Annotated in this window: 13 protein-coding genes, 4 tRNA genes, 1 rRNA gene and 1 other RNA gene; 17 read left to right on the top strand and 2 right to left on the bottom strand. The window is 48.5% G+C overall.

What is annotated here, in order from left to right:
* Window positions 1–150: 150 nt before the first annotated feature.
* The 3 genes from rrf to birA all read left to right on the top strand — a co-directional run bounded on the left by rrf (window position 151) and on the right by birA (window position 2,798).
* Window positions 151–266: ribosomal RNA gene (gene rrf / locus IO95_RS18175) — 5S ribosomal RNA — on the top strand.
* Window positions 267–801: 535 nt separating this feature from the next.
* A complete protein-coding gene (murB, locus tag IO95_RS18170; protein ID WP_037386465.1) occupies window positions 802–1,839 on the top strand; it encodes a UDP-N-acetylmuramate dehydrogenase in 1,038 nt (345 codons plus the stop codon).
* On the top strand, window positions 1,836–2,798 hold the full coding sequence (birA, locus tag IO95_RS18165) for a bifunctional biotin--[acetyl-CoA-carboxylase] ligase/biotin operon repressor BirA (protein WP_023491904.1): 963 nt from the start codon (window positions 1,836–1,838) through the stop codon (window positions 2,796–2,798). The genes murB and birA overlap by 4 nt, the downstream gene beginning before the upstream one ends.
* 151 nt (window positions 2,799–2,949) lie before the next feature.
* Here the strand turns inward: birA and coaA are convergent, their stop codons facing one another.
* Together coaA and IO95_RS18155 are read right to left on the bottom strand one after the other, a co-directional pair.
* A complete protein-coding gene (coaA, locus tag IO95_RS18160; protein WP_037386471.1) occupies window positions 2,950–3,900 on the bottom strand; it encodes a type I pantothenate kinase in 951 nt (316 codons plus the stop codon).
* 225 nt (window positions 3,901–4,125) lie between these two features.
* A complete protein-coding gene (locus tag IO95_RS18155; RefSeq protein WP_023492854.1) occupies window positions 4,126–4,674 on the bottom strand; it encodes a GNAT family N-acetyltransferase in 549 nt (182 codons plus the stop codon).
* Between the two features lie 447 nt (window positions 4,675–5,121).
* On the opposite strand from IO95_RS18155, the gene IO95_RS18150 reads away from it, so the two are divergent.
* The 14 genes from IO95_RS18150 (at window position 5,122) to rpoC (ending at window position 19,523) form a co-directional block, all read left to right on the top strand.
* Window positions 5,122–5,197, top strand: a tRNA-Thr gene (locus IO95_RS18150).
* 22 nt (window positions 5,198–5,219) lie between these two features.
* Window positions 5,220–5,304, top strand: a tRNA-Tyr gene (locus IO95_RS18145).
* Between the two features lie 45 nt (window positions 5,305–5,349).
* Window positions 5,350–5,473: non-coding RNA, RtT sRNA (locus IO95_RS24335), on the top strand.
* A gap of 43 nt (window positions 5,474–5,516) precedes the next feature.
* Window positions 5,517–5,591: transfer RNA gene (locus IO95_RS18140), tRNA-Gly, on the top strand.
* Between the two features lie 6 nt (window positions 5,592–5,597).
* Window positions 5,598–5,673 (top strand) — tRNA-Thr (locus IO95_RS18135).
* Window positions 5,674–5,780: 107 nt separating this feature from the next.
* Window positions 5,781–6,965, top strand: coding sequence for an elongation factor Tu (tuf, locus tag IO95_RS18130; RefSeq protein WP_037386461.1), 1,185 nt, complete (start codon window positions 5,781–5,783; stop codon window positions 6,963–6,965).
* A 255-nt stretch (window positions 6,966–7,220) separates the two neighbouring features.
* Window positions 7,221–7,604: a preprotein translocase subunit SecE gene (gene secE, locus IO95_RS18125; protein ID WP_023490702.1), complete on the top strand. Its 384-nt coding sequence runs from the start codon at window positions 7,221–7,223 to the stop codon at window positions 7,602–7,604.
* 1 nt (window position 7,605) lies between these two features.
* Window positions 7,606–8,151 (top strand): transcription termination/antitermination protein NusG, encoded by a 546-nt coding sequence (nusG, locus tag IO95_RS18120; RefSeq protein WP_004929914.1) that lies wholly within the window; start codon window positions 7,606–7,608, stop codon window positions 8,149–8,151.
* 282 nt (window positions 8,152–8,433) lie between these two features.
* Complete coding sequence (gene rplK / locus IO95_RS18115; RefSeq protein ID WP_023490703.1) at window positions 8,434–8,862, top strand: 50S ribosomal protein L11; 429 nt, start codon at window positions 8,434–8,436, stop codon at window positions 8,860–8,862.
* Between the two features lie 3 nt (window positions 8,863–8,865).
* Window positions 8,866–9,570 (top strand): 50S ribosomal protein L1, encoded by a 705-nt coding sequence (gene rplA / locus IO95_RS18110; RefSeq protein ID WP_023490704.1) that lies wholly within the window; start codon window positions 8,866–8,868, stop codon window positions 9,568–9,570.
* Window positions 9,571–9,892: 322 nt separating this feature from the next.
* Window positions 9,893–10,390 carry a 50S ribosomal protein L10 gene (gene rplJ, locus IO95_RS18100; protein ID WP_023490705.1) on the top strand — a complete coding sequence of 166 codons (498 nt, stop codon included), beginning with the start codon at window positions 9,893–9,895 and terminating at the stop codon, window positions 10,388–10,390.
* A gap of 63 nt (window positions 10,391–10,453) precedes the next feature.
* On the top strand, window positions 10,454–10,819 hold the full coding sequence (gene rplL / locus IO95_RS18095) for a 50S ribosomal protein L7/L12 (protein ID WP_023490706.1): 366 nt from the start codon (window positions 10,454–10,456) through the stop codon (window positions 10,817–10,819).
* Between the two features lie 330 nt (window positions 10,820–11,149).
* Window positions 11,150–15,178, top strand: coding sequence for a DNA-directed RNA polymerase subunit beta (gene rpoB, locus IO95_RS18090; protein WP_023490707.1), 4,029 nt, complete (start codon window positions 11,150–11,152; stop codon window positions 15,176–15,178).
* Window positions 15,179–15,296: 118 nt separating this feature from the next.
* Complete coding sequence (gene rpoC / locus IO95_RS18085) at window positions 15,297–19,523, top strand: DNA-directed RNA polymerase subunit beta' (RefSeq protein ID WP_023490708.1); 4,227 nt, start codon at window positions 15,297–15,299, stop codon at window positions 19,521–19,523.
* Window positions 19,524–19,695: the final 172 nt, after the last annotated feature.

Genomic DNA, 19,695 nt, shown 5'->3' with positions numbered 1-19,695 from the left:
GTTTTGACCTGATACCAGGATATCGGGTAGAGAGATAGCGATAATCAGCTTGTTCTACAGATTGAAGATGAGAGCAACAAAGATTTTGAGGTGCATAGGGGTGAGGTGGATTAACTGAAACCTGTTGCCTGTGACCTGAAACCTGATTTGCCTGGCGGCCTTAGCGCGGTGGTCCCACCTGATCCCATGCCGAACTCAGAAGTGAAACGCCGTAGCGCCGATGGTAGTGTGGGGTCTCCCCATGTGAGAGTAGGACACTGCCAGGCATCCAAATAAGTAGAAAGCCCCGTGCGCAAGCATGGGGCTTTTTGCTTTTGTGTTTTTTTATAAAACAGTTATCGCTTCTCTGATTCAAGCCATTGCGGAATAGGGAACTGAGGGGAACGCCGTTGACGGTGGCCCCACAGGGAGTCTCAGGGTGAGACGAATACTGTTAGGCACCCAGGCATCCAAACAAGTAGAAAGCCCCGTGCGCAAGCGTGGGGCTTTTTGCTGTGTATGATAAAATGAGTCTGACTCGATTTAGGACTGAGATTTTTCTCGATAATATTCACCAGATTTTTGATTCTATACTTCTAACCCTATATTGATACTTATAATTAATATTTATTTAATTTATATTCATTTTCTTATAGATAAAATTAATACTATATCAATATGATTTATATATGTATTCATTGAACGGAATAGGTCGTCATTATTAAATGACAACAAAAATCTCGCTGACAAAAACAAATAATAGCCATTGGCGACGAATCGAGTAGACTAGATGAAAGTTTATTAAGTGAGAGTAATTAAAACATGTCTACTGAAAGCGCGTCTTTAAAGAACTACAATACATTTGCGCTCCCGGTCAACACAGCGCATTTAGTTATTGCAGAACAGATTGAAATGATGATTAAGGCCTGGCAGAAGGCACAAAAGCGGCAGGAACCCTTCCTGGTATTAGGAGAGGGTAGTAACATGCTGTTTTTAGAAAATTTTGCTGGCACTGTCGTGATCAACGAACTAAAAGGCATTGAGATCAGGGAAGAGCAAGACGCCTGGTATCTTCATGTTGGTGCAGGGGAAAACTGGCATCATTTGGTCAAGCATACCATTGAATGTGGCATTCCAGGTTTGGAAAATCTTGCGCTGATCCCGGGATTAGTAGGTTCTGCACCGATTCAAAATATTGGTGCCTATGGTATGGAACTGAGGCAAGTGTGTGAGTATGTTGATCTGTTAAATCTGACCACTGGTGAGATTGATCGCATGGATCCACAGCGCTGTGAGTTTGGTTACCGAGAAAGTGTTTTTAAGCATGAATTTAAACAGGGTTTTGCGATCGTGGGTGTTGGCTTTCGACTTAGCAAACAATGGTGTCCTCAGCTCAATTACGGTGAGCTCAGCAAACTGGATCCGCAGACGGTAACGCCACAGCAAGTCTATGATGCGGTGTGTGCTACCCGGCGTACTAAATTGCCAGATCCACGAGTGATGGGCAATGCAGGCAGTTTTTTTAAAAATCCCCAGGTGAGTGGCGATGTCGCTAATGAACTACTTACCCAATACCCATCAATGCCGCATTACCCACAGTCAGATGGGCAAGTGAAACTGGCTGCTGGTTGGCTTATCGATCAATGTTCGTTAAAGGGTTATCAGATTGGTGGGGCCGCAGTACATCGGCAGCAGGCATTGGTATTGGTTAATACAGGTAATGCCAGCAGTCAGGACCTGGTTGCGTTAGCACGGCATGTGCGCAATACCGTGGCATCTAAGTTTGATATCTGGTTAGAACCCGAAGTGCGCTTTATTGCTGCCACCGGTGAAGTGGATGCGATTGAGGTGTTGTCATGAAGGATACCAAAGTACCCTTGAAGATCATTTCATTACTCGCCGATGGTGAGTTTCACTCCGGTGAGTATCTAGGGGAATCTCTTGGAATGAGCCGAGCGGCGATTAACAAGCATATCCAGACGATTCGTGAATGGGGATTGGATGTATTCACGCTACCAGGCAAGGGCTATAGCCTGCCTGTGGCACTTGAGCTGCTGGATGTCGAACGTATCCTGAATCTGTTAGATGATAAGCGGGTAACGGTATTGCCAGTCGTTGACTCAACAAATCAATACCTGTTGGATAGAATAAAAGAATTGACCTCTGGCGATGCTTGTATTGCAGAGTATCAGCAGGCAGGGCGTGGGCGGCGTGGGCGGCAATGGGTATCTCCTTTCGGTAGCAACCTTTATTTGTCCATGTTTTGGCGGCTTGAACAAGGTCCTGCCGCTGCGATGGGATTAAGTCTGGTCATTGGTATTGTGATGGCTGAGGTACTACAGCGGCTAGGGGCAGAAAAAGTACGCGTTAAGTGGCCAAATGATTTATATCTTGATGATCGCAAGTTGGCAGGGATCCTAGTTGAATTAACCGGTAAGACGGGGGATGCTGCTCAATTGGTTATGGGGGCGGGTATTAATCTGGCGATGCGTGAGACGAATGCTAATTCAATTGATCAGCGCTGGATTAACTTACAGGAAGCGGGAATTAATATTGATCGCAATGAATTAGCAGCAAAGTTACTCAACGAGCTACGTTATTCTTTACGACTATTCGAAGTAGAAGGATTGGCACCATTTATTTCTCGTTGGCGTGACTTGGATAATTTTATCGATCGACCAGTTAAACTTTTAATTGGTGATCAGCAGATTTTAGGCATCTCCAGGGGAATTGATCAGCAAGGCGCATTGTTACTTGAGCAAGATGGCGTAATTAAACCTTTCATTGGTGGTGAAATATCTTTGCGCAGCGCTGAATGATATTCCAGCTTTATATAAGCTGCAGTCAGAAGGTGACCAAGCAGGAGATTGGTCAGGATGCGATTCGCTGGCTATTTACCATAGTCTCCTCAGTAGAAGGCTTATGGGTAAGCCTTCTACTGAGGGACATTTATTGGGTCACTATCGTTGACTATTTGCGCAATCGGACACTTTCTACTGCGTGATTGGCACTTTTTGTCATGATCAAACTGGCTCTTTCACGAGTTGGCAGGATATTTTGTTTTAAATTTAACCCATTGATATCACTCCATAACTGAGCGGCAATATTAACTGCCTCCTCTTCTGGTAATTTTGCATAGTTATGGAAATAAGAATCTGGATTAGAGAAAGCACCTTGGCGGAATTTCAGAAAGCGGTTGATATACCACGTTTGCAATAAATCTTCTGGGGCATCGACATAGATTGAGAAATCAACAAAGTCGGAAACAAATACCCGATGAGGATCATGTGAGTAATCCATTCCACTTTGCAGAACATTCAACCCTTCCAAAATGAGAATGTCGGGTTGTTCAATGACCTTATGATCTCTCGGCACGATATCATAGATCAGATGAGAATATACTGGAGCAGTAACATGTTTCGCGCCAGATTTAACCTCTGAGACGAATTTTACTAAGCTATGCATATCGTAGGATTGTGGGAACCCTTTTTTCTTCATCAGACCGCGTTCATTGAGCACCTTGTTTGGGTGCAAGAAGCCATCGGTGGTGATCAGCTCCACACTGCGATGTTCTGGCCAACGGCTCAATAACGCCTGCAACAAGCGTGCAGTAGTACTTTTACCCACAGCGACACTACCCGCAATGCCAATTACATAAGGTATGCGTTGCCCATCAGTTCCCAGGAACTGTTCCAGAACAGCCTGACGGCGTAGGTTAGAGCTGATATAGAAGTTCAGTAGTCGCGAAAGCGGTAAATAGATTTGCGCGACTTCTTCTAAGGAGAGATCTTCGTTAATCCCTTTGAGTTTAACAATATCTTCTTCTGATAACGTCAGTGGTACTGAATCTCGCAGTGCTGCCCATTGGGTACGATCAAACTGAAGATAAGGTGTTGCTAAACATGGATCTCTTTTTATCATCATAAGCCAAATTCTGCCCGTTAACGCAGGTTAGGAAAAGCGCAGTGCGCCAACTCCAGATAATAAACAAACTGCATATTATAGATAGCTTCTTTTTTGGCGTAGCTTTTTTTGCAAATGTTATCGATAGAGAGCGTATTTATGCTCAAGTGATAGGACGCTGGATGGCGTGCATTCCTTAACCCGTACTTAAACCTGCCATGATATCGACTGGCAGAATAGTGCTTAGTTGATCATGTAATTTGAAGATAAATCGAAATTAAACAGTCGCTTATAATAAATCACCGTCGGGTGATAAAGGCCGTCGGGGGTAGTAGCGTAATCAGGTATTTCACCAAGACGACAGTAATCTAATGAGTGATACAAATTTTCCGCAGCGGATCCTGCTTGAGTATCCAGATAAAGCAGGCCGCGACGCAGACTCCGCGCGGTCATTTCCAGTGTTTTCATTAGTGCCCGGCCGACACCATGGCGGCGAGCCTTGCTGTGGACGAGGAGTTTTTGTATTTCGGCCCGATTACTGCCGTTTGGTTTTTGGCATAGTTCAAGTTGCACAGTGCCAATTGCCTCATTGTTGTGCATGACGACCCATAAAAGTCGCATCCCATTTGCTAGTGTTGGCTGAAGTGACTGGAAATAATTCTCTGCTTCTTCATGGCGAAGGTTCGAATTGTAACCAACAGAAGCACCATGAGTGACTGCATCCATCAGTAGGTGCGCCAGTTCTCCACAGTAGAAAGGGAGAGTGACTGAATTGAGCATGATTATTTTCACTGGCCATATTCCTGCATAAAAAGTCATGACTTAAGCAATAACTGCGCCAATATGAGCATTCAATGTCGCTTTTGCCTGGAATCATAGCTTGTTAGGCTCATTCGACTGACCATGTTGGCCTTGGCCATGTTCTTCACCCTCCTGCACGGTATGTCTATTAACTATGTAATGAATATGCCCGATAAACGTATTGCCCTCTTTTGGAGCATCGTACTCGATCTCAATTGTTTTTAGCGTGATTGTTTGCCGCTATGCTCTGGTGGGAATGTGGGTAAAACAACGAAATTTGTTTAAGCCTGATTCTGCAGTTGATGAATTCTTGTTCGAGCTGTGAGAAAAATAGCCAATAGCAGCCATGAATTGGCTGATTTATGAGCGGTAGTGCATAGAATGCAATTTTTTAGTTGCATAGCCCGTCAGCTCTACCTAGAATGCGCTGCACTTGATGCCGGCTTAGCTCAGTAGGTAGAGCAACTGACTTGTAATCAGTAGGTCACCAGTTCGATTCCGGTAGCCGGCACCATCAAGTACAATAGTTAAAATCAGGTGGGGTTCCCGAGCGGCCAAAGGGAGCAGACTGTAAATCTGCCGTCACAGACTTCGAAGGTTCGAATCCTTCCCCCACCACCAAATCCGATTTTCAATCAGAACTTATCTCAAATGATGATTCTGATTATGAACATGATTTGGGGAAGGTGAAAACCTTCAGTAAGCTTCGAGTCAAGCAGCGCCAGATAAGTTGCGCAGCTTGGTCCGAAAGGTGAGGAACAAGCGACGAATAATCCTTCTCCCACCATAACCTGTAAATTCTACAGAAAAATTAGGTAGCCGAGTTCCAGGATGCGGGCATCGTATAATGGCTATTACCTCAGCCTTCCAAGCTGATGATGTGGGTTCGATTCCCATTGCCCGCTCCAAGATGTGCTGATATAGCTCAGTTGGTAGAGCGCACCCTTGGTAAGGGTGAGGTCGGCAGTTCGAATCTGCCTATCAGCACCACTTCTTAAATCCTCGTCCCCTGATTTTTTCTGTGTTGGATCCAACAAGCAAATGCTTGGTTGATGTGGTGATACCACCGATTTATCCGTGTCTTAGAGGGACAATCGATGTCTAAAGAAAAATTTGAACGTACAAAACCGCACGTTAACGTCGGTACTATCGGCCACGTTGACCATGGTAAAACCACTCTGACAGCTGCAATCACCACCGTTCTGGCTAAAACCTACGGCGGTAATGCACGTGCTTTCGATCAGATCGATAACGCACCAGAAGAAAAAGCACGTGGTATCACCATCAACACTTCACACGTTGAATATGATACCCCGACTCGCCACTACGCACACGTTGACTGCCCAGGGCACGCCGACTATGTGAAAAACATGATCACCGGTGCTGCTCAGATGGACGGCGCTATTCTGGTTGTGGCAGCAACTGATGGCCCAATGCCTCAGACTCGTGAACACATCCTGCTGGGTCGTCAGGTTGGCGTTCCTTACATCATCGTATTCATGAACAAGTGTGACATGGTTGATGATGAAGAGCTGCTGGAACTGGTAGAAATGGAAGTTCGTGAGCTTCTGTCTGCTTATGATTTCCCTGGTGATGACCTGCCAGTGATTCGTGGTTCAGCGCTGAAAGCACTGGAAGGCGACGCAGAGTGGGAAGCGAAGATCATCGAACTGGCTGGCTTCCTGGATTCTTACATTCCAGAACCAGAGCGTGCGATTGACAAGCCATTCCTGCTGCCAATCGAAGACGTATTCTCTATTTCTGGCCGTGGTACTGTAGTTACCGGTCGTGTAGAGCGCGGCATCATCAAGGTGGGTGAAGAAGTTGAAATCGTCGGTATCAAGGATACCGTGAAATCAACCTGTACCGGTGTTGAAATGTTCCGCAAACTGCTGGACGAAGGTCGTGCTGGTGAGAACGTGGGTGTTCTGCTGCGTGGTATCAAGCGTGAAGATATCGAGCGTGGTCAGGTTCTGGCCAAGCCAGGCTCAATCAAGCCGCACACTCAGTTCGATTCAGAAGTGTATATCCTGAGCAAAGAAGAAGGTGGTCGTCACACCCCATTCTTTAAAGGTTACCGTCCACAGTTCTACTTCCGTACAACTGACGTAACCGGTACCATCGAACTGCCAGAAGGCGTAGAGATGGTGATGCCAGGTGACAACGTGAACATGAAAGTGACCTTGATCCACCCAATCGCGATGGATGACGGTTTGCGTTTTGCAATCCGTGAAGGTGGCCGTACCGTTGGTGCAGGTGTTGTTGCCAAAGTTATCGCTTAATTGCGGATAATATTTGACGCGACATAGCGAAAAGGGCATCATTTGATGCCCTTTTTGTACGCTTTAAACTAGAACCTATCTCATCAGCGATTTTGCAGTGGTAATCCTTGGTGAGATGGGCTCTTAAGCCGCATTGACTGAAATATGTCATGGCGTGAAACACCGGGGTGCTGTGAGTTGGCACCTGTTCGGTTTGGTTTGCCTCGTATAATGAGGCAAAGTTGTTTGATTGAATCATTAGTGACAGGTTGGTTTATGAGTGCGAATACCGAGGCACATGGCAGCGGGCGTGGCCTGGAAGTGACCAAGTGGTTGATCGTCGTCGTTCTATTGGTTGTGGCTATTGTCGGTAATAACTACTTCCGTGAGTACAGCCTGCCATTGCGCGCATTGGCAGTTGTGGTGATTATTGCCGTTGCTGGTGTAGTGGCGTTGATGACCAATAAGGGCAAAGCGACAGTTGCGTTTGCACGCGAAGCGCGTATTGAAGTACGTAAGGTGATCTGGCCAACTCGTCAGGAAACGCTACACACCACGTTGATCGTTGCTGCGGTAACAGCCGTTATGTCACTGATTTTGTGGGGCCTGGATGGTATTCTGGTCCGTCTGGTATCGTTTATTACTGGCCTGAGGTTCTAAAATGTCGGAAGCCCCAAAAAAACGTTGGTACGTCGTTCAGGCGTTTTCTGGCTTTGAAGGTCGCGTAGCTCAATCGCTACGTGAGCATATCAAATTGCATGATATGGAAGAGCTGTTTGGCGAAGTCATGGTGCCCACGGAAGAAGTGGTTGAGATCCGTGGTGGCCAACGTCGCAAGAGTGAGCGTAAGTTCTTCCCTGGTTATGTATTGGTTCAGATGGTGATGAATGACGCCAGTTGGCACTTGGTACGTAGTGTTCCTCGTGTGATGGGCTTCATCGGTGGGACTTCTGATCGTCCAGCACCGATCAGCGATAAAGAAGTGGATGCGATTATGAACCGCCTGCAGCAGGTTGGGGATAAACCACGTCCGAAAACGCTGTTTGAACCGGGTGAGCTGGTGCGTGTTAATGATGGTCCATTTGCTGACTTCAACGGGGTTGTTGAAGAAGTGGATTATGAGAAGAGCCGCCTGAAAGTGTCTGTTTCCATCTTTGGTCGAGCGACACCGGTGGAATTGGATTTCAGCCAGGTAGAGAAAGGCTGATCAATTAATCAGCACGGCAAGTGGGGTTGCTACTTGTCATAGGCGTGGAATTGCACTACAATTCCGCGCCTTTTGTTTTTAGATGTCTCGCTTTTATGCTCAAGTTCAATCAAGTTGCAGGTAGGCGGCAATCGAGAGAATCCCTAGGAACATAGCTAACTATGTGACTAGGGTGAGCGAAAGTAGCCAACAACCCTGTAGTTTGATTGACGACGGGCATGGAGCGGGGCGAAACACGGGGAGCCTCTTAAGAGGCGATACTACCCATACGAGGAAATTTCAATGGCCAAGAAAGTACAAGCCTACGTTAAGCTGCAAGTTTCAGCTGGTATGGCTAACCCAAGTCCACCTGTTGGTCCAGCTCTGGGTCAGCAAGGTGTTAACATCATGGAATTCTGTAAGGCGTTCAATGCTAAAACTGACAGCATTGAAAAAGGTCTGCCGATTCCTGTTGTTATTACCGTTTATTCTGACCGCTCTTTCACCTTCGTTACCAAAACCCCGCCAGCGGCTGTTCTGCTGAAAAAAGCGGCTGGTATCAAGTCTGGTTCTGGCAAGCCGAACAAAGACAAAGTTGGTAAAGTGACGAGTGCGCAGGTTCGTGAAATCGCAGAAACCAAAGCTGCGGATATGACTGGTGCTGATGTTGAAGCGATGATTCGCTCCATCGAAGGTACTGCTCGTTCCATGGGCCTGGTAGTGGAGGGTTAAGAAATGGCTAAGCTGACCAAGCGCATGCGCGTGATCCGTGAGAAAGTTGATGCGACTAAACAGTACGACATCACTGAAGCTGTTGCCCTGCTGAAAGAGCTGGCTACCGCTAAATTTGTAGAAAGCGTTGACGTTGCTGTTAACCTCGGCATCGATGCTCGTAAATCAGACCAAAACGTTCGTGGTGCTACTGTGCTGCCACACGGTACTGGCCGTAGCGTTCGTGTCGCCGTATTTGCCCAAGGCCCTAATGCTGAAGCAGCAAAAGCTGCCGGTGCAGAGCTGGTAGGTATGGAAGATCTGGCTGATCAGATCAAGAAAGGCGAAATGAACTTCGACGTGGTTATTGCTTCTCCAGATGCAATGCGCGTTGTTGGCCAACTGGGTCAGGTTTTGGGGCCACGCGGTCTGATGCCAAACCCGAAAGTGGGTACTGTTACACCGAACGTTGCTGAAGCAGTGAAAAATGCTAAAGCAGGTCAGGTTCGTTATCGTAACGATAAAAACGGTATCATCCACACCACTATCGGCAAGGTTGATTTCGACGCAGACAAGCTGAAAGAAAACCTGGAATCTCTGCTGGTTGCGTTGAAGAGAGCAAAACCATCACAGGCGAAAGGTATTTATATCAAGAAAGTTAGCCTCTCCACCACCATGGGTGCGGGTGTTGCTATCGATCAAAGCGGTTTGTCTGCTGCAGCAAACTAATCGCTTGCGATTATCGCTTTGACTTGGGGCAAGGATTAGTCTAGAATCCTTGCCCCAATGTTCTGCTTGATGTGGAACAACAGATTTTCGGTTGGAGCCTGGCCTATCCAGGCCTCCGTCCAAGACCGCAGGTGTATCGCAAGATACTTAATCCTTCCTGCGTAGACGGTGACAGAGCCTAAAGAAATTTTTCTTTTCATAAAGAATGGTCTTTTCTGGATTCTGCTCACCGTGTTAAGCCGCTCAATAGCCGATGTTTTTCGGATGTTGAGTGAAGTGAGTTCCGGGGATATTCCCCGGCTAATCCAGGAGCAAAAAGCTAATGGCATTAAATCTTCAAGACAAACAAGCGATTGTTGCTGAAGTCAGCGAAGTGGCCAAAGGCGCGCTGTCTGCGGTTGTTGCGGATTCCCGTGGCGTTACTGTAGATAAAATGACTGAACTGCGTAAAGCAGGTCGTGAAGCTGGCGTTTACATGCGTGTTGTTCGTAACACTCTGATGCGTCGCGTAGTTGAAGGCACTCCATTCGAATGCCTGAAAGACACGTTTGTCGGTCCTACCTTGATTGCATTCTCTCATGAGCACCCGGGCGCAGCTGCTCGTTTGTTCAAAGAGTTCGCGAAAGCGAATGCAAAGTTCGAGGTTAAAGCTGCGGCCTTTGAAGGTGAGCTGATCCCTGCGGCACAAATCGACCGCTTGGCAACGCTGCCTACTTACGATGAAGCAATCGCACGCCTGATGGCAACCATGAAAGAAGCCGCTGCCGGCAAACTGGTTCGCACTTTGGCTGCTCTGCGCGATCAGAAAGAAGCGGCTTAAGCCACTCTTTCTTAGCCTTTGCTAACGTATTTAAACTATTTCTGAATTTTAGGAACAATTGCTATGTCTATCACTAAAGACCAAATCCTGGAAGCCGTTGCTGCTATGTCTGTAATGGACGTTGTTGAACTGGTTTCTGCTATGGAAGAAAAATTCGGCGTTTCTGCTGCTGCCGCTGTAGCTGTTGCTGCTGGCCCAGCTGAAGCTGTTGAAGAAAAAACTGAGTTTGACGTTATCCTGAAAGCTGCAGGCGCTAACAAAGTTGCTGTTATCAAAGCAGTACGTAGCGCTACCGGCCTGGGTCTGAAAGAAGCTAAAGATCTGGTTGAATCTGCTCCAGCCGCTCTGAAAGAAGGCGTGAGCAAAGATGACGCTGAAGCTCTGAAAAAATCTCTGGAAGAAGCTGGCGCGGAAGTTGAAGTTAAATAAGCCAATTTTTCTAGTTGCAGCCTAGTCTTTTAGGCTGGTGGCTGGTGACTAAATAGTCACCAGCCTTTTTGCGCTGTAGGGCCCAGTAGCGTTTCTCACTGTTTGGCTGCTGGTTTTGCCTACCAATGTTTGTTTCTATTGATGACTTAATATACTGCGGCTTTGCTCACCCAGGAGTTCTGGGGGAAGACGCAATGAAATGGTTTAAGCGTGATAGCAACAGATTTTGGGGAAAGTATTTTCTACTTTCTGATCGAAAAACGGTGTTGCACGAACTGTCCTAATCGGACGGACAGAATGGTTCGACTTTCCAGCGAGCTGAGGAACCCTATGGTTTACTCCTATACCGAGAAAAAACGTATTCGTAAGGATTTTGGTAAGCGTCCACAAGTACTGGACATACCTTATCTCCTTTCTATCCAGCTTGACTCGTTCCAGAAGTTTATCGAGCAAGATCCAGAAGGGCAATACGGCTTAGAAGCCGCATTCCGTTCAGTTTTCCCTATCCAGAGCTACAGTGGCAATTCGGAGCTGCAATACGTTAGCTACCGTCTTGGCGAGCCGGTGTTCGACGTCAAAGAGTGCCAGATCCGTGGCGTGACGTATTCTGCACCGCTGCGTGTAAAACTGCGCCTGGTTGTCTACGAACGCGAAGCACCTGAAGGCACGGTCAAAGACATCAAGGAACAAGAAGTCTATATGGGCGAAATTCCGCTCATGACTGAAAATGGGACCTTTGTCATCAATGGTACTGAGCGCGTTATCGTCTCTCAGTTGCATCGTAGCCCAGGTGTGTTCTTTGACAGCGATAAGGGGAAAACCCACTCTTCGGGTAAAGTACTCTATAACGCACGTATTATTCCTTACCGTGGTTCATGGCTGGATTTCGAGTTCGACCCGAAAGACAACCTGTTTGTGCGTATTGACCGTCGCCGCAAATTGCCAGCGACCATTATTCTGCGTGCACTGAACTACACCACCGAGCAGATCCTCGACTTGTTCTTTGAAAAAGTCCTTTTCGAGATCCGCGACAACAAGCTGCAGATGGCGCTGGTTCCTGAGCGTCTGCGTGGTGAAACCGCCTCTTTCGATATTGAAGCCAACGGTAAAATCTACGTTGAGAAAGGCCGCCGTATCACTGCCCGCCATATCCGGCTGCTTGAAAAAGACGAGATTCAAAGTATTGAAGTGCCAGTAGAGTACATTGCTGGCAAAGTGGTTGCGAAAGATTATATCGATACCAATACGGGTGAGCTGATCTGTGCCGCCAATATGGAGATGTCCCTGGATCTGCTGGCTAAATTGAGCCAGTCTGGTCACAAACAAATCGAGACACTCTTCACCAATGACTTGGATCACGGCGCTTATATCTCTGAAACTGTACGTGTCGACCCCACCAGTGACCGTTTAAGTGCGTTGGTAGAAATCTACCGCATGATGCGTCCTGGTGAACCACCAACACGTGAAGCAGCAGAAACTCTGTTTGAGAACCTGTTCTTCTCTGAAGATCGTTATGATCTCTCTGCGGTTGGCCGGATGAAGTTCAACCGTTCTCTGTTGCGTGACGAGATCGAAGGTTCGGGCATCCTGAGCAAAGACGACATCATTGAAGTGATGAAGAAGCTCATTGATATCCGTAACGGTAAAGGCGAAGTGGACGATATCGACCACTTGGGCAACCGTCGTATCCGTTCCGTTGGCGAAATGGCCGAGAACCAGTTCCGTGTCGGTCTGGTGCGTGTTGAACGTGCGGTGAAAGAGCGTTTGTCACTGGGGGATCTGGATACTCTGATGCCTCAGGACATGATCAACGCCAAGCCAATCTCTGCGGCGGTGAAAGAGTTCTTTGGTTCCAGCCAGCTTTCTCAGTTTATGGACCAGAACAACCCGTTGTCTGAGATTACGCACAAGCGTCGTATCTCTGCATTGGGCCCAGGCGGTTTGACTCGTGAACGTGCCGGCTTTGAAGTCCGTGACGTACACCCGACTCACTATGGTCGTGTGTGTCCAATCGAAACGCCAGAAGGGCCAAACATCGGTCTGATCAACTCGTTGTCAGTGTATGCACAGACCAACGAATATGGTTTCCTGGAAACGCCATACCGCCGCGTGCGTGACGGCATCGTTACCGATGAAATCAATTACCTGTCTGCCATTGAAGAAGGCAACTTCGTTATCGCCCAGGCGAACTCCAACCTGGATGATGAAGGCCGCTTCGAAGAAGACTTGGTCACCTGTCGTAGCAAAGGCGAATCAAGCCTGTTTAGCCGTGACCAGGTTGACTACATGGACGTATCGACCCAGCAGGTGGTTTCTGTAGGTGCATCGTTGATTCCATTCCTGGAGCATGATGACGCCAACCGTGCCTTGATGGGTGCGAACATGCAACGTCAGGCGGTACCAACCCTGCGTGCAGACAAACCACTGGTGGGCACCGGGATGGAACGTGCTGTAGCGGTTGACTCCGGTGTTACTGCCGTAGCCAAGCGTGGTGGTGTCGTTCAGTACGTGGATGCTTCCCGTATCGTTATCAAAGTTAACGAAGACGAGATGTATCCAGGTGAAGCCGGTATCGATATTTATAACCTGACCAAATACACCCGTTCCAACCAGAACACCTGTATCAATCAGATGCCATGTGTGAATCTGGGTGAACCTATCGAACGTGGTGACGTGCTGGCAGATGGCCCGTCAACGGACTTGGGTGAGCTGGCATTGGGCCAGAACATGCGTGTTGCGTTCATGCCGTGGAATGGCTACAACTTCGAAGACTCCATTTTGGTCTCTGAGCGTGTAGTACAGGAAGATCGCTTTACCACTATCCACATCCAGGAACTGGCTTGTGTGTCTCGTGACACCAAACTGGGGCCAGAAGAGATCACTGCTGACATCCCTAACGTGGGTGAAGCGGCACTCTCCAAGCTGGATGAGTCCGGTATTGTCTATATCGGTGCGGAAGTGACCGGTGGTGATATTCTGGTTGGTAAGGTAACACCGAAAGGTGAGACCCAACTGACGCCAGAAGAGAAACTGCTGCGTGCCATCTTCGGTGAGAAAGCGTCTGACGTTAAAGACTCTTCTCTGCGTGTTCCTAACGGTGTTTCCGGTACGGTCATCGACGTGCAAGTCTTTACCCGCGATGGTGTGGAAAAAGACAAGCGTGCGTTGGAAATCGAAGAGATGCAGTTGAAGCAGGCGAAAAAAGACCTGACTGAAGAACTGCAGATCCTGGAAGCTGGCCTGTTCACACGTATCCACGCCGTTCTGGTTGCTGGCGGTATCGAAGCCGAGAAGCTGAGCAAACTGCCACGTGATCGCTGGTTGGAGCTGGGCCTGACGGACGAAGATAAGCAAAACCAACTGGAACAGTTGGCAGAGCAGTATGACGAACTGAAATCTGACTTTGAGAAGAAGCTGGATGCCAAGCGTCGTAAGATCACTCAGGGTGATGATTTGGCACCAGGCGTGCTGAAAATCGTTAAGGTTTATCTGGCCGTTAAGCGTCAGATTCAACCGGGTGATAAGATGGCGGGTCGCCACGGTAACAAGGGTGTTATCTCCAAGATCAATCCGATCGAGGATATGCCATACGATGAAAACGGCACGCCGGTTGACATCGTCCTTAACCCACTGGGCGTTCCATCACGTATGAACATTGGTCAGATCCTGGAAACTCACCTGGGTATGGCTGCCAAGGGCATTGGTGACAAGATCAACCAAATGCTCAAGCAGCAACAGGAAGTGGCCAAACTGCGTGAATTCATCCAGAAAGCTTATGATCTAGGCGATGATGTTTGCCAAAAAGTCGATCTGTCCACCTTCTCTGATGACGAAGTGATGCGTCTGGCAGAAAACCTGAAGAAAGGGTTGCCTATCGCTACTCCAGTCTTTGATGGTGCGAAAGAGACTGAAATCAAACAATTGCTGGAAATGGGCGGTATCCCGACCTCCGGTCAGATTACGCTGTTTGATGGCCGTACTGGTGAGCAGTTTGAGCGCCAGGTTACTGTTGGCTATATGTACATGCTGAAACTGAACCACTTGGTTGACGATAAAATGCACGCTCGTTCTACCGGTTCTTACAGCTTGGTTACTCAGCAACCTCTGGGTGGTAAGGCACAATTCGGTGGTCAGCGCTTCGGTGAGATGGAAGTGTGGGCACTGGAGGCTTATGGTGCCGCTTACACCTTGCAGGAAATGCTTACCGTTAAGTCTGATGACGTCAACGGGCGTACCAAGATGTACAAAAACATCGTGGATGGCGATCACCGTATGGAACCAGGCATGCCGGAATCGTTCAACGTACTGTTGAAAGAGATCCGCTCGCTCGGTATCAACATTGAATTGGAAGACGAGTAATCGTCACTCCAGCTCTGGCTCCAGACCTTAGGGAGCCAGAGGGTGGTTGTTCAGGTCACACGGGTGAGCGCTTTGTCAGCGCACACCCAACAGGTTTAACTCCGACAGGAGCCAATCCGTGAAAGACTTATTAAAGTTTCTGAAAGCACAAACCAAGTCCGAAGAGTTTGATGCAATCAAGATCGCTCTGGCATCGCCAGATATGATCCGTTCATGGTCGTTCGGTGAAGTTAAAAAGCCGGAAACCATTAACTACCGTACGTTCAAACCTGAGCGTGACGGCCTTTTCTGTGCCCGTATTTTTGGGCCGGTAAAAGATTATGAGTGCCTGTGCGGTAAGTACAAGCGCTTGAAACATCGTGGTGTGATCTGTGAGAAGTGCGGTGTTGAAGTGACCCAGACCAAAGTACGCCGTGAGCGTATGGGGCACATCGAACTGGCTTCCCCTACGGCGCATATCTGGTTCCTTAAATCGCTGCCATCACGTATCGGTTTGTTGCTGGATATGCCACTGCGCGATATCGAACGTGTACTGTACTTCGAATCCTACGTGGTGGTTGAAGGCGGTATGACCAACCTCGAGCGTCGTCAGATCCTGACTGAAGAGCAGTATCTCGATGCACTGGAAGAGTTTGGTGATGAGTTCGACGCCAAGATGGGTGCTGAAGCTATTCAGGCATTGTTGAAAAACATGGATCTGGAAGCTGAATGTGAGCAACTGCGCGAAGAGTTGAATGAAACCAATTCAGAAACCAAGCGCAAGAAGCTGACCAAGCGTATCAAGCTGCTGGAAGCGTTCGTACAGTCTGGTAATAAACCAGAGTGGATGATCCTGACCGTGTTGCCAGTACTGCCACCGGATCTGCGTCCACTGGTTCCGTTGGATGGCGGTCGTTTCGCGACTTCAGATCTGAACGATCTGTATCGCCGGGTGATCAACCGTAACAACCGTCTGAAACGCCTGCTGGATCTGGCTGCACCAGATATCATCGTGCGCAACGAAAAGCGTATGTTGCAAGAAGCCGTCGATGCGTTGCTGGATAACGGCCGTCGTGGCCGTGCGATCACCGGTTCCAACAAGCGTCCGCTGAAATCTTTGGCCGATATGATCAAAGGTAAGCAGGGGCGTTTCCGTCAGAACCTGTTGGGTAAACGTGTTGACTACTCTGGTCGTTCTGTTATCACCGTAGGTCCATACCTGCGTCTGCATCAGTGCGGTCTGCCGAAGAAAATGGCACTGGAGCTGTTCAAACCGTTTATCTATGGCAAGTTGGAACTGCGTGGGTTGGCAACGACCATTAAAGCTGCCAAGAAAATGGTTGAGCGTGAAGAAGCTGTCGTTTGGGATATCCTGGACGAAGTTATCCGCGAACACCCGGTACTGCTTAACCGTGCTCCAACTCTGCACCGTTTGGGTATCCAGGCGTTTGAACCGATTCTGATCGAAGGTAAAGCCATCCAGTTGCACCCACTGGTTTGTGCGGCCTATAACGCCGACTTCGATGGTGACCAGATGGCTGTGCACGTACCGCTGACGCTGGAAGCTCAGTTGGAAGCGCGTGCATTGATGATGTCAACCAATAACATCCTGTCACCAGCGAACGGCGAGCCAATCATCGTTCCTTCTCAGGACGTGGTATTGGGTCTGTACTACATGACTCGTGACTGTGTTAACGCCAAAGGCGAAGGCATGGTTCTGACGGGTCCGAAAGAAGCGGAACGTGTTTATCGTGCCGGATTGGCCTCTCTGCATGCACGTGTCAAAGTGCGTATTACAGAAGAGATCAAACAGGTCGAAGGTGAAACAATTCAGCAGACTTCGATTATTGATACCACCATCGGTCGTGCCATCCTGTGGATGATTGTACCGAAAGGTCTGCCGTACTCGATCGTTAACCAGTCTTTGGGCAAAAAAGCGATCTCCAAGATGCTGAACACCTGTTACCGCATCCTGGGCTTGAAGCCGACGGTTATCTTCGCTGACCAGATCATGTATACCGGTTTTGCTTATGCTGCCCGTTCAGGCGCATCAGTCGGTATCGATGACATGGTGATCCCAGCGAAAAAAGCAGAGATCATTGAAGAAGCTGAAACCGAAGTTGCCGAGATCCAGGAGCAGTTCCAGTCTGGTTTGGTAACGGCAGGTGAGCGCTACAACAAAGTGATCGATATCTGGGCTGCAGCGAACGAACGTGTTGCTAAAGCGATGATGGAAAATCTGTCGGTTGAAGATGTGGTTAACCGTGATGGTGTGGTGGAACAACAAGTTTCCTTTAACAGCATCTTTATGATGGCAGACTCCGGTGCTCGTGGTTCTGCTGCTCAGATCCGTCAGTTGGCGGGTATGCGTGGCTTGATGGCGAAACCCGATGGCTCAATCATCGAAACGCCAATCACGGCGAACTTCCGTGAAGGTTTGAACGTACTCCAGTACTTCATCTCAACACACGGTGCTCGTAAAGGTTTGGCGGATACCGCACTGAAAACAGCAAACTCCGGTTATCTGACGCGTCGTCTGGTTGACGTAGCGCAAGATCTGGTGGTGACTGAAGATGACTGTGGTACCCATAACGGCATCATGATGACACCGGTTATCGAAGGTGGTGATGTTAAAGAACCACTGCGTGAGCGTGTACTGGGTCGTGTGACGGCAGAAGAAGTATTGAAGCCGGGTACGGCGGATATTCTGGTACCACGTAACACCCTGTTGAATGAAAAATGGTGTGATCTGTTAGAAGAGAACTCCGTTGACAGCGTTAAAGTCCGTTCTGTAGTAAGTTGCGAAACTGATTTTGGCGTGTGTGCTAACTGCTATGGTCGTGACCTGGCACGTGGCCACATTATCAACAAAGGTGAAGCGATTGGTGTTATCGCGGCTCAGTCTATCGGTGAGCCGGGTACACAGCTGACGATGCGTACCTTCCACATCGGTGGTGCGGCATCGCGTGCGGCAGCAGAATCCAGCATCCAGGTGAAGAATAAAGGTAGCCTGAAGCTGAGTAATGTGAAGTTCGTTATGAATGCAGTCGGTAAACTGGTGATTACTTCACGTAACACCGAGTTGAAGCTGATCGACGAATTTGGCCGTACCAAAGAAAGTTATAAAGTGCCTTACGGTGCAGTGATGGGTAAAGGTGACGGTGCTGAGGTTAGCGGTGGCGAAACTGTCGCAAACTGGGATCCGCACACCATGCCAGTTATCACTGAAGTGAGTGGTTTCATCCGCTTCGCTGATATGGTTGATGGCCAGACCATTACTCGTCAGACCGACGAACTGACCGGCTTGTCTTCACTGGTGGTACTGGATAGTGCAGAGCGTACCGGTAGTGGTAAAGATTTGCGCCCAGCACTGAAAATCGTTGATGCTAAAGGTGACGACGTGTTGATCCCTGGTACAGATATGCCAGCTCAATACTTCCTGCCAGGTAAAGCGATTGTACAGTTGGAAGACGGCATTCAGATCGGTGCGGGTGATACCTTGGCGCGTATTCCACAGGAATCTGGCGGTACCAAGGATATTACCGGTGGTCTGCCACGCGTAGCTGATCTGTTTGAAGCTCGTCGTCCGAAAGAACCGGCAATTCTTGCTGAAATCAGCGGGATTATCTCGTTCGGTAAAGAGACCAAAGGCAAACGCCGTCTGGTTATCTCACCATTGGATGGCAGTGACGCTTACGAAGAGATGATTCCGAAATGGCGTCAGCTCAACGTATTTGAAGGCGAAATCGTGGAACGTGGTGACGTTGTTTCTGACGGCCCTGAGTCTCCACACGATATTCTGCGTCTGCGTGGTGTGCATGCGGTTACCCGCTACATTACTAACGAAGTGCAGGAAGTTTATCGTCTGCAAGGCGTTAAGATTAACGATAAGCACATTGAAGTTATCGTTCGTCAGATGCTGCGTAAAGGTACCATCGTTAGTGCGGGCGGCACTGAGTTCCTGGAAGGCGAACAGGCTGAAGTATCACGTATCAAGATTGCCAACCGTCAGTTAGAAGCTGATGGTAAGATCTCGGCGACCTTCTCACGTGATCTGCTGGGTATTACCAAGGCTTCCTTGGCGACCGAGTCCTTCATCTCTGCTGCATCATTCCAGGAAACGACGCGTGTTCTGACTGAAGCGGCGGTTGCCGGTAAACGTGATGAACTGCGCGGTCTGAAAGAGAACGTGATTGTGGGCCGTCTGATCCCAGCCGGTACCGGTTACGCTTATCACCAGGATCGTATGCGCCGTAAAGCACAAGGTGAGGTACCTGTTGTTGCGCAGGTTAGCGCGGAAGAAGCAACAGCAAACTTGGCTGAGTTACTGAATGCAGGCAGCCTGAGTGGTAGCGACGAGGAATAAGTTACATTCTTTGTTAACACAGTTGTTTGAATAGTGACTGATTAAAGCCCTGGCTACCCTAGCCAGGGCTTTTTGTTGTAACCTTCATAATCCATCCTTCGTACTTCACGTCGTTTGGGGGTTGGCTGCGTCCGTGACTAACAGCGAACCTTTAGCGCTTTATCCTGATAGC

The organism is Serratia sp. DD3 (genome assembly GCF_000496755.2).
Note: the sequence above shows the minus strand (reverse complement) of the source record. Positions and strands in the feature narration are given on the sequence as shown.

Coding starts and splice junctions, on each gene's coding strand:
- rplK (WP_023490703.1), top strand. CDS start 8,434: ATGGCCAAGAAAGTACAAGCCTACGTTAAGCTGCAAGTTTCAGCTGGT.
- rplJ (WP_023490705.1), top strand. CDS start 9,893: ATGGCATTAAATCTTCAAGACAAACAAGCGATTGTTGCTGAAGTCAGC.
- rplA (WP_023490704.1), top strand. CDS start 8,866: ATGGCTAAGCTGACCAAGCGCATGCGCGTGATCCGTGAGAAAGTTGAT.
- nusG (WP_004929914.1), top strand. CDS start 7,606: ATGTCGGAAGCCCCAAAAAAACGTTGGTACGTCGTTCAGGCGTTTTCT.
- rpoB (WP_023490707.1), top strand. CDS start 11,150: ATGGTTTACTCCTATACCGAGAAAAAACGTATTCGTAAGGATTTTGGT.
- tuf (WP_037386461.1), top strand. CDS start 5,781: ATGTCTAAAGAAAAATTTGAACGTACAAAACCGCACGTTAACGTCGGT.
- secE (WP_023490702.1), top strand. CDS start 7,221: ATGAGTGCGAATACCGAGGCACATGGCAGCGGGCGTGGCCTGGAAGTG.
- rplL (WP_023490706.1), top strand. CDS start 10,454: ATGTCTATCACTAAAGACCAAATCCTGGAAGCCGTTGCTGCTATGTCT.
- birA (WP_023491904.1), top strand. CDS start 1,836: ATGAAGGATACCAAAGTACCCTTGAAGATCATTTCATTACTCGCCGAT.
- coaA (WP_037386471.1), bottom strand. CDS start 3,900: ATGATAAAAAGAGATCCATGTTTAGCAACACCTTATCTTCAGTTTGAT.
- murB (WP_037386465.1), top strand. CDS start 802: ATGTCTACTGAAAGCGCGTCTTTAAAGAACTACAATACATTTGCGCTC.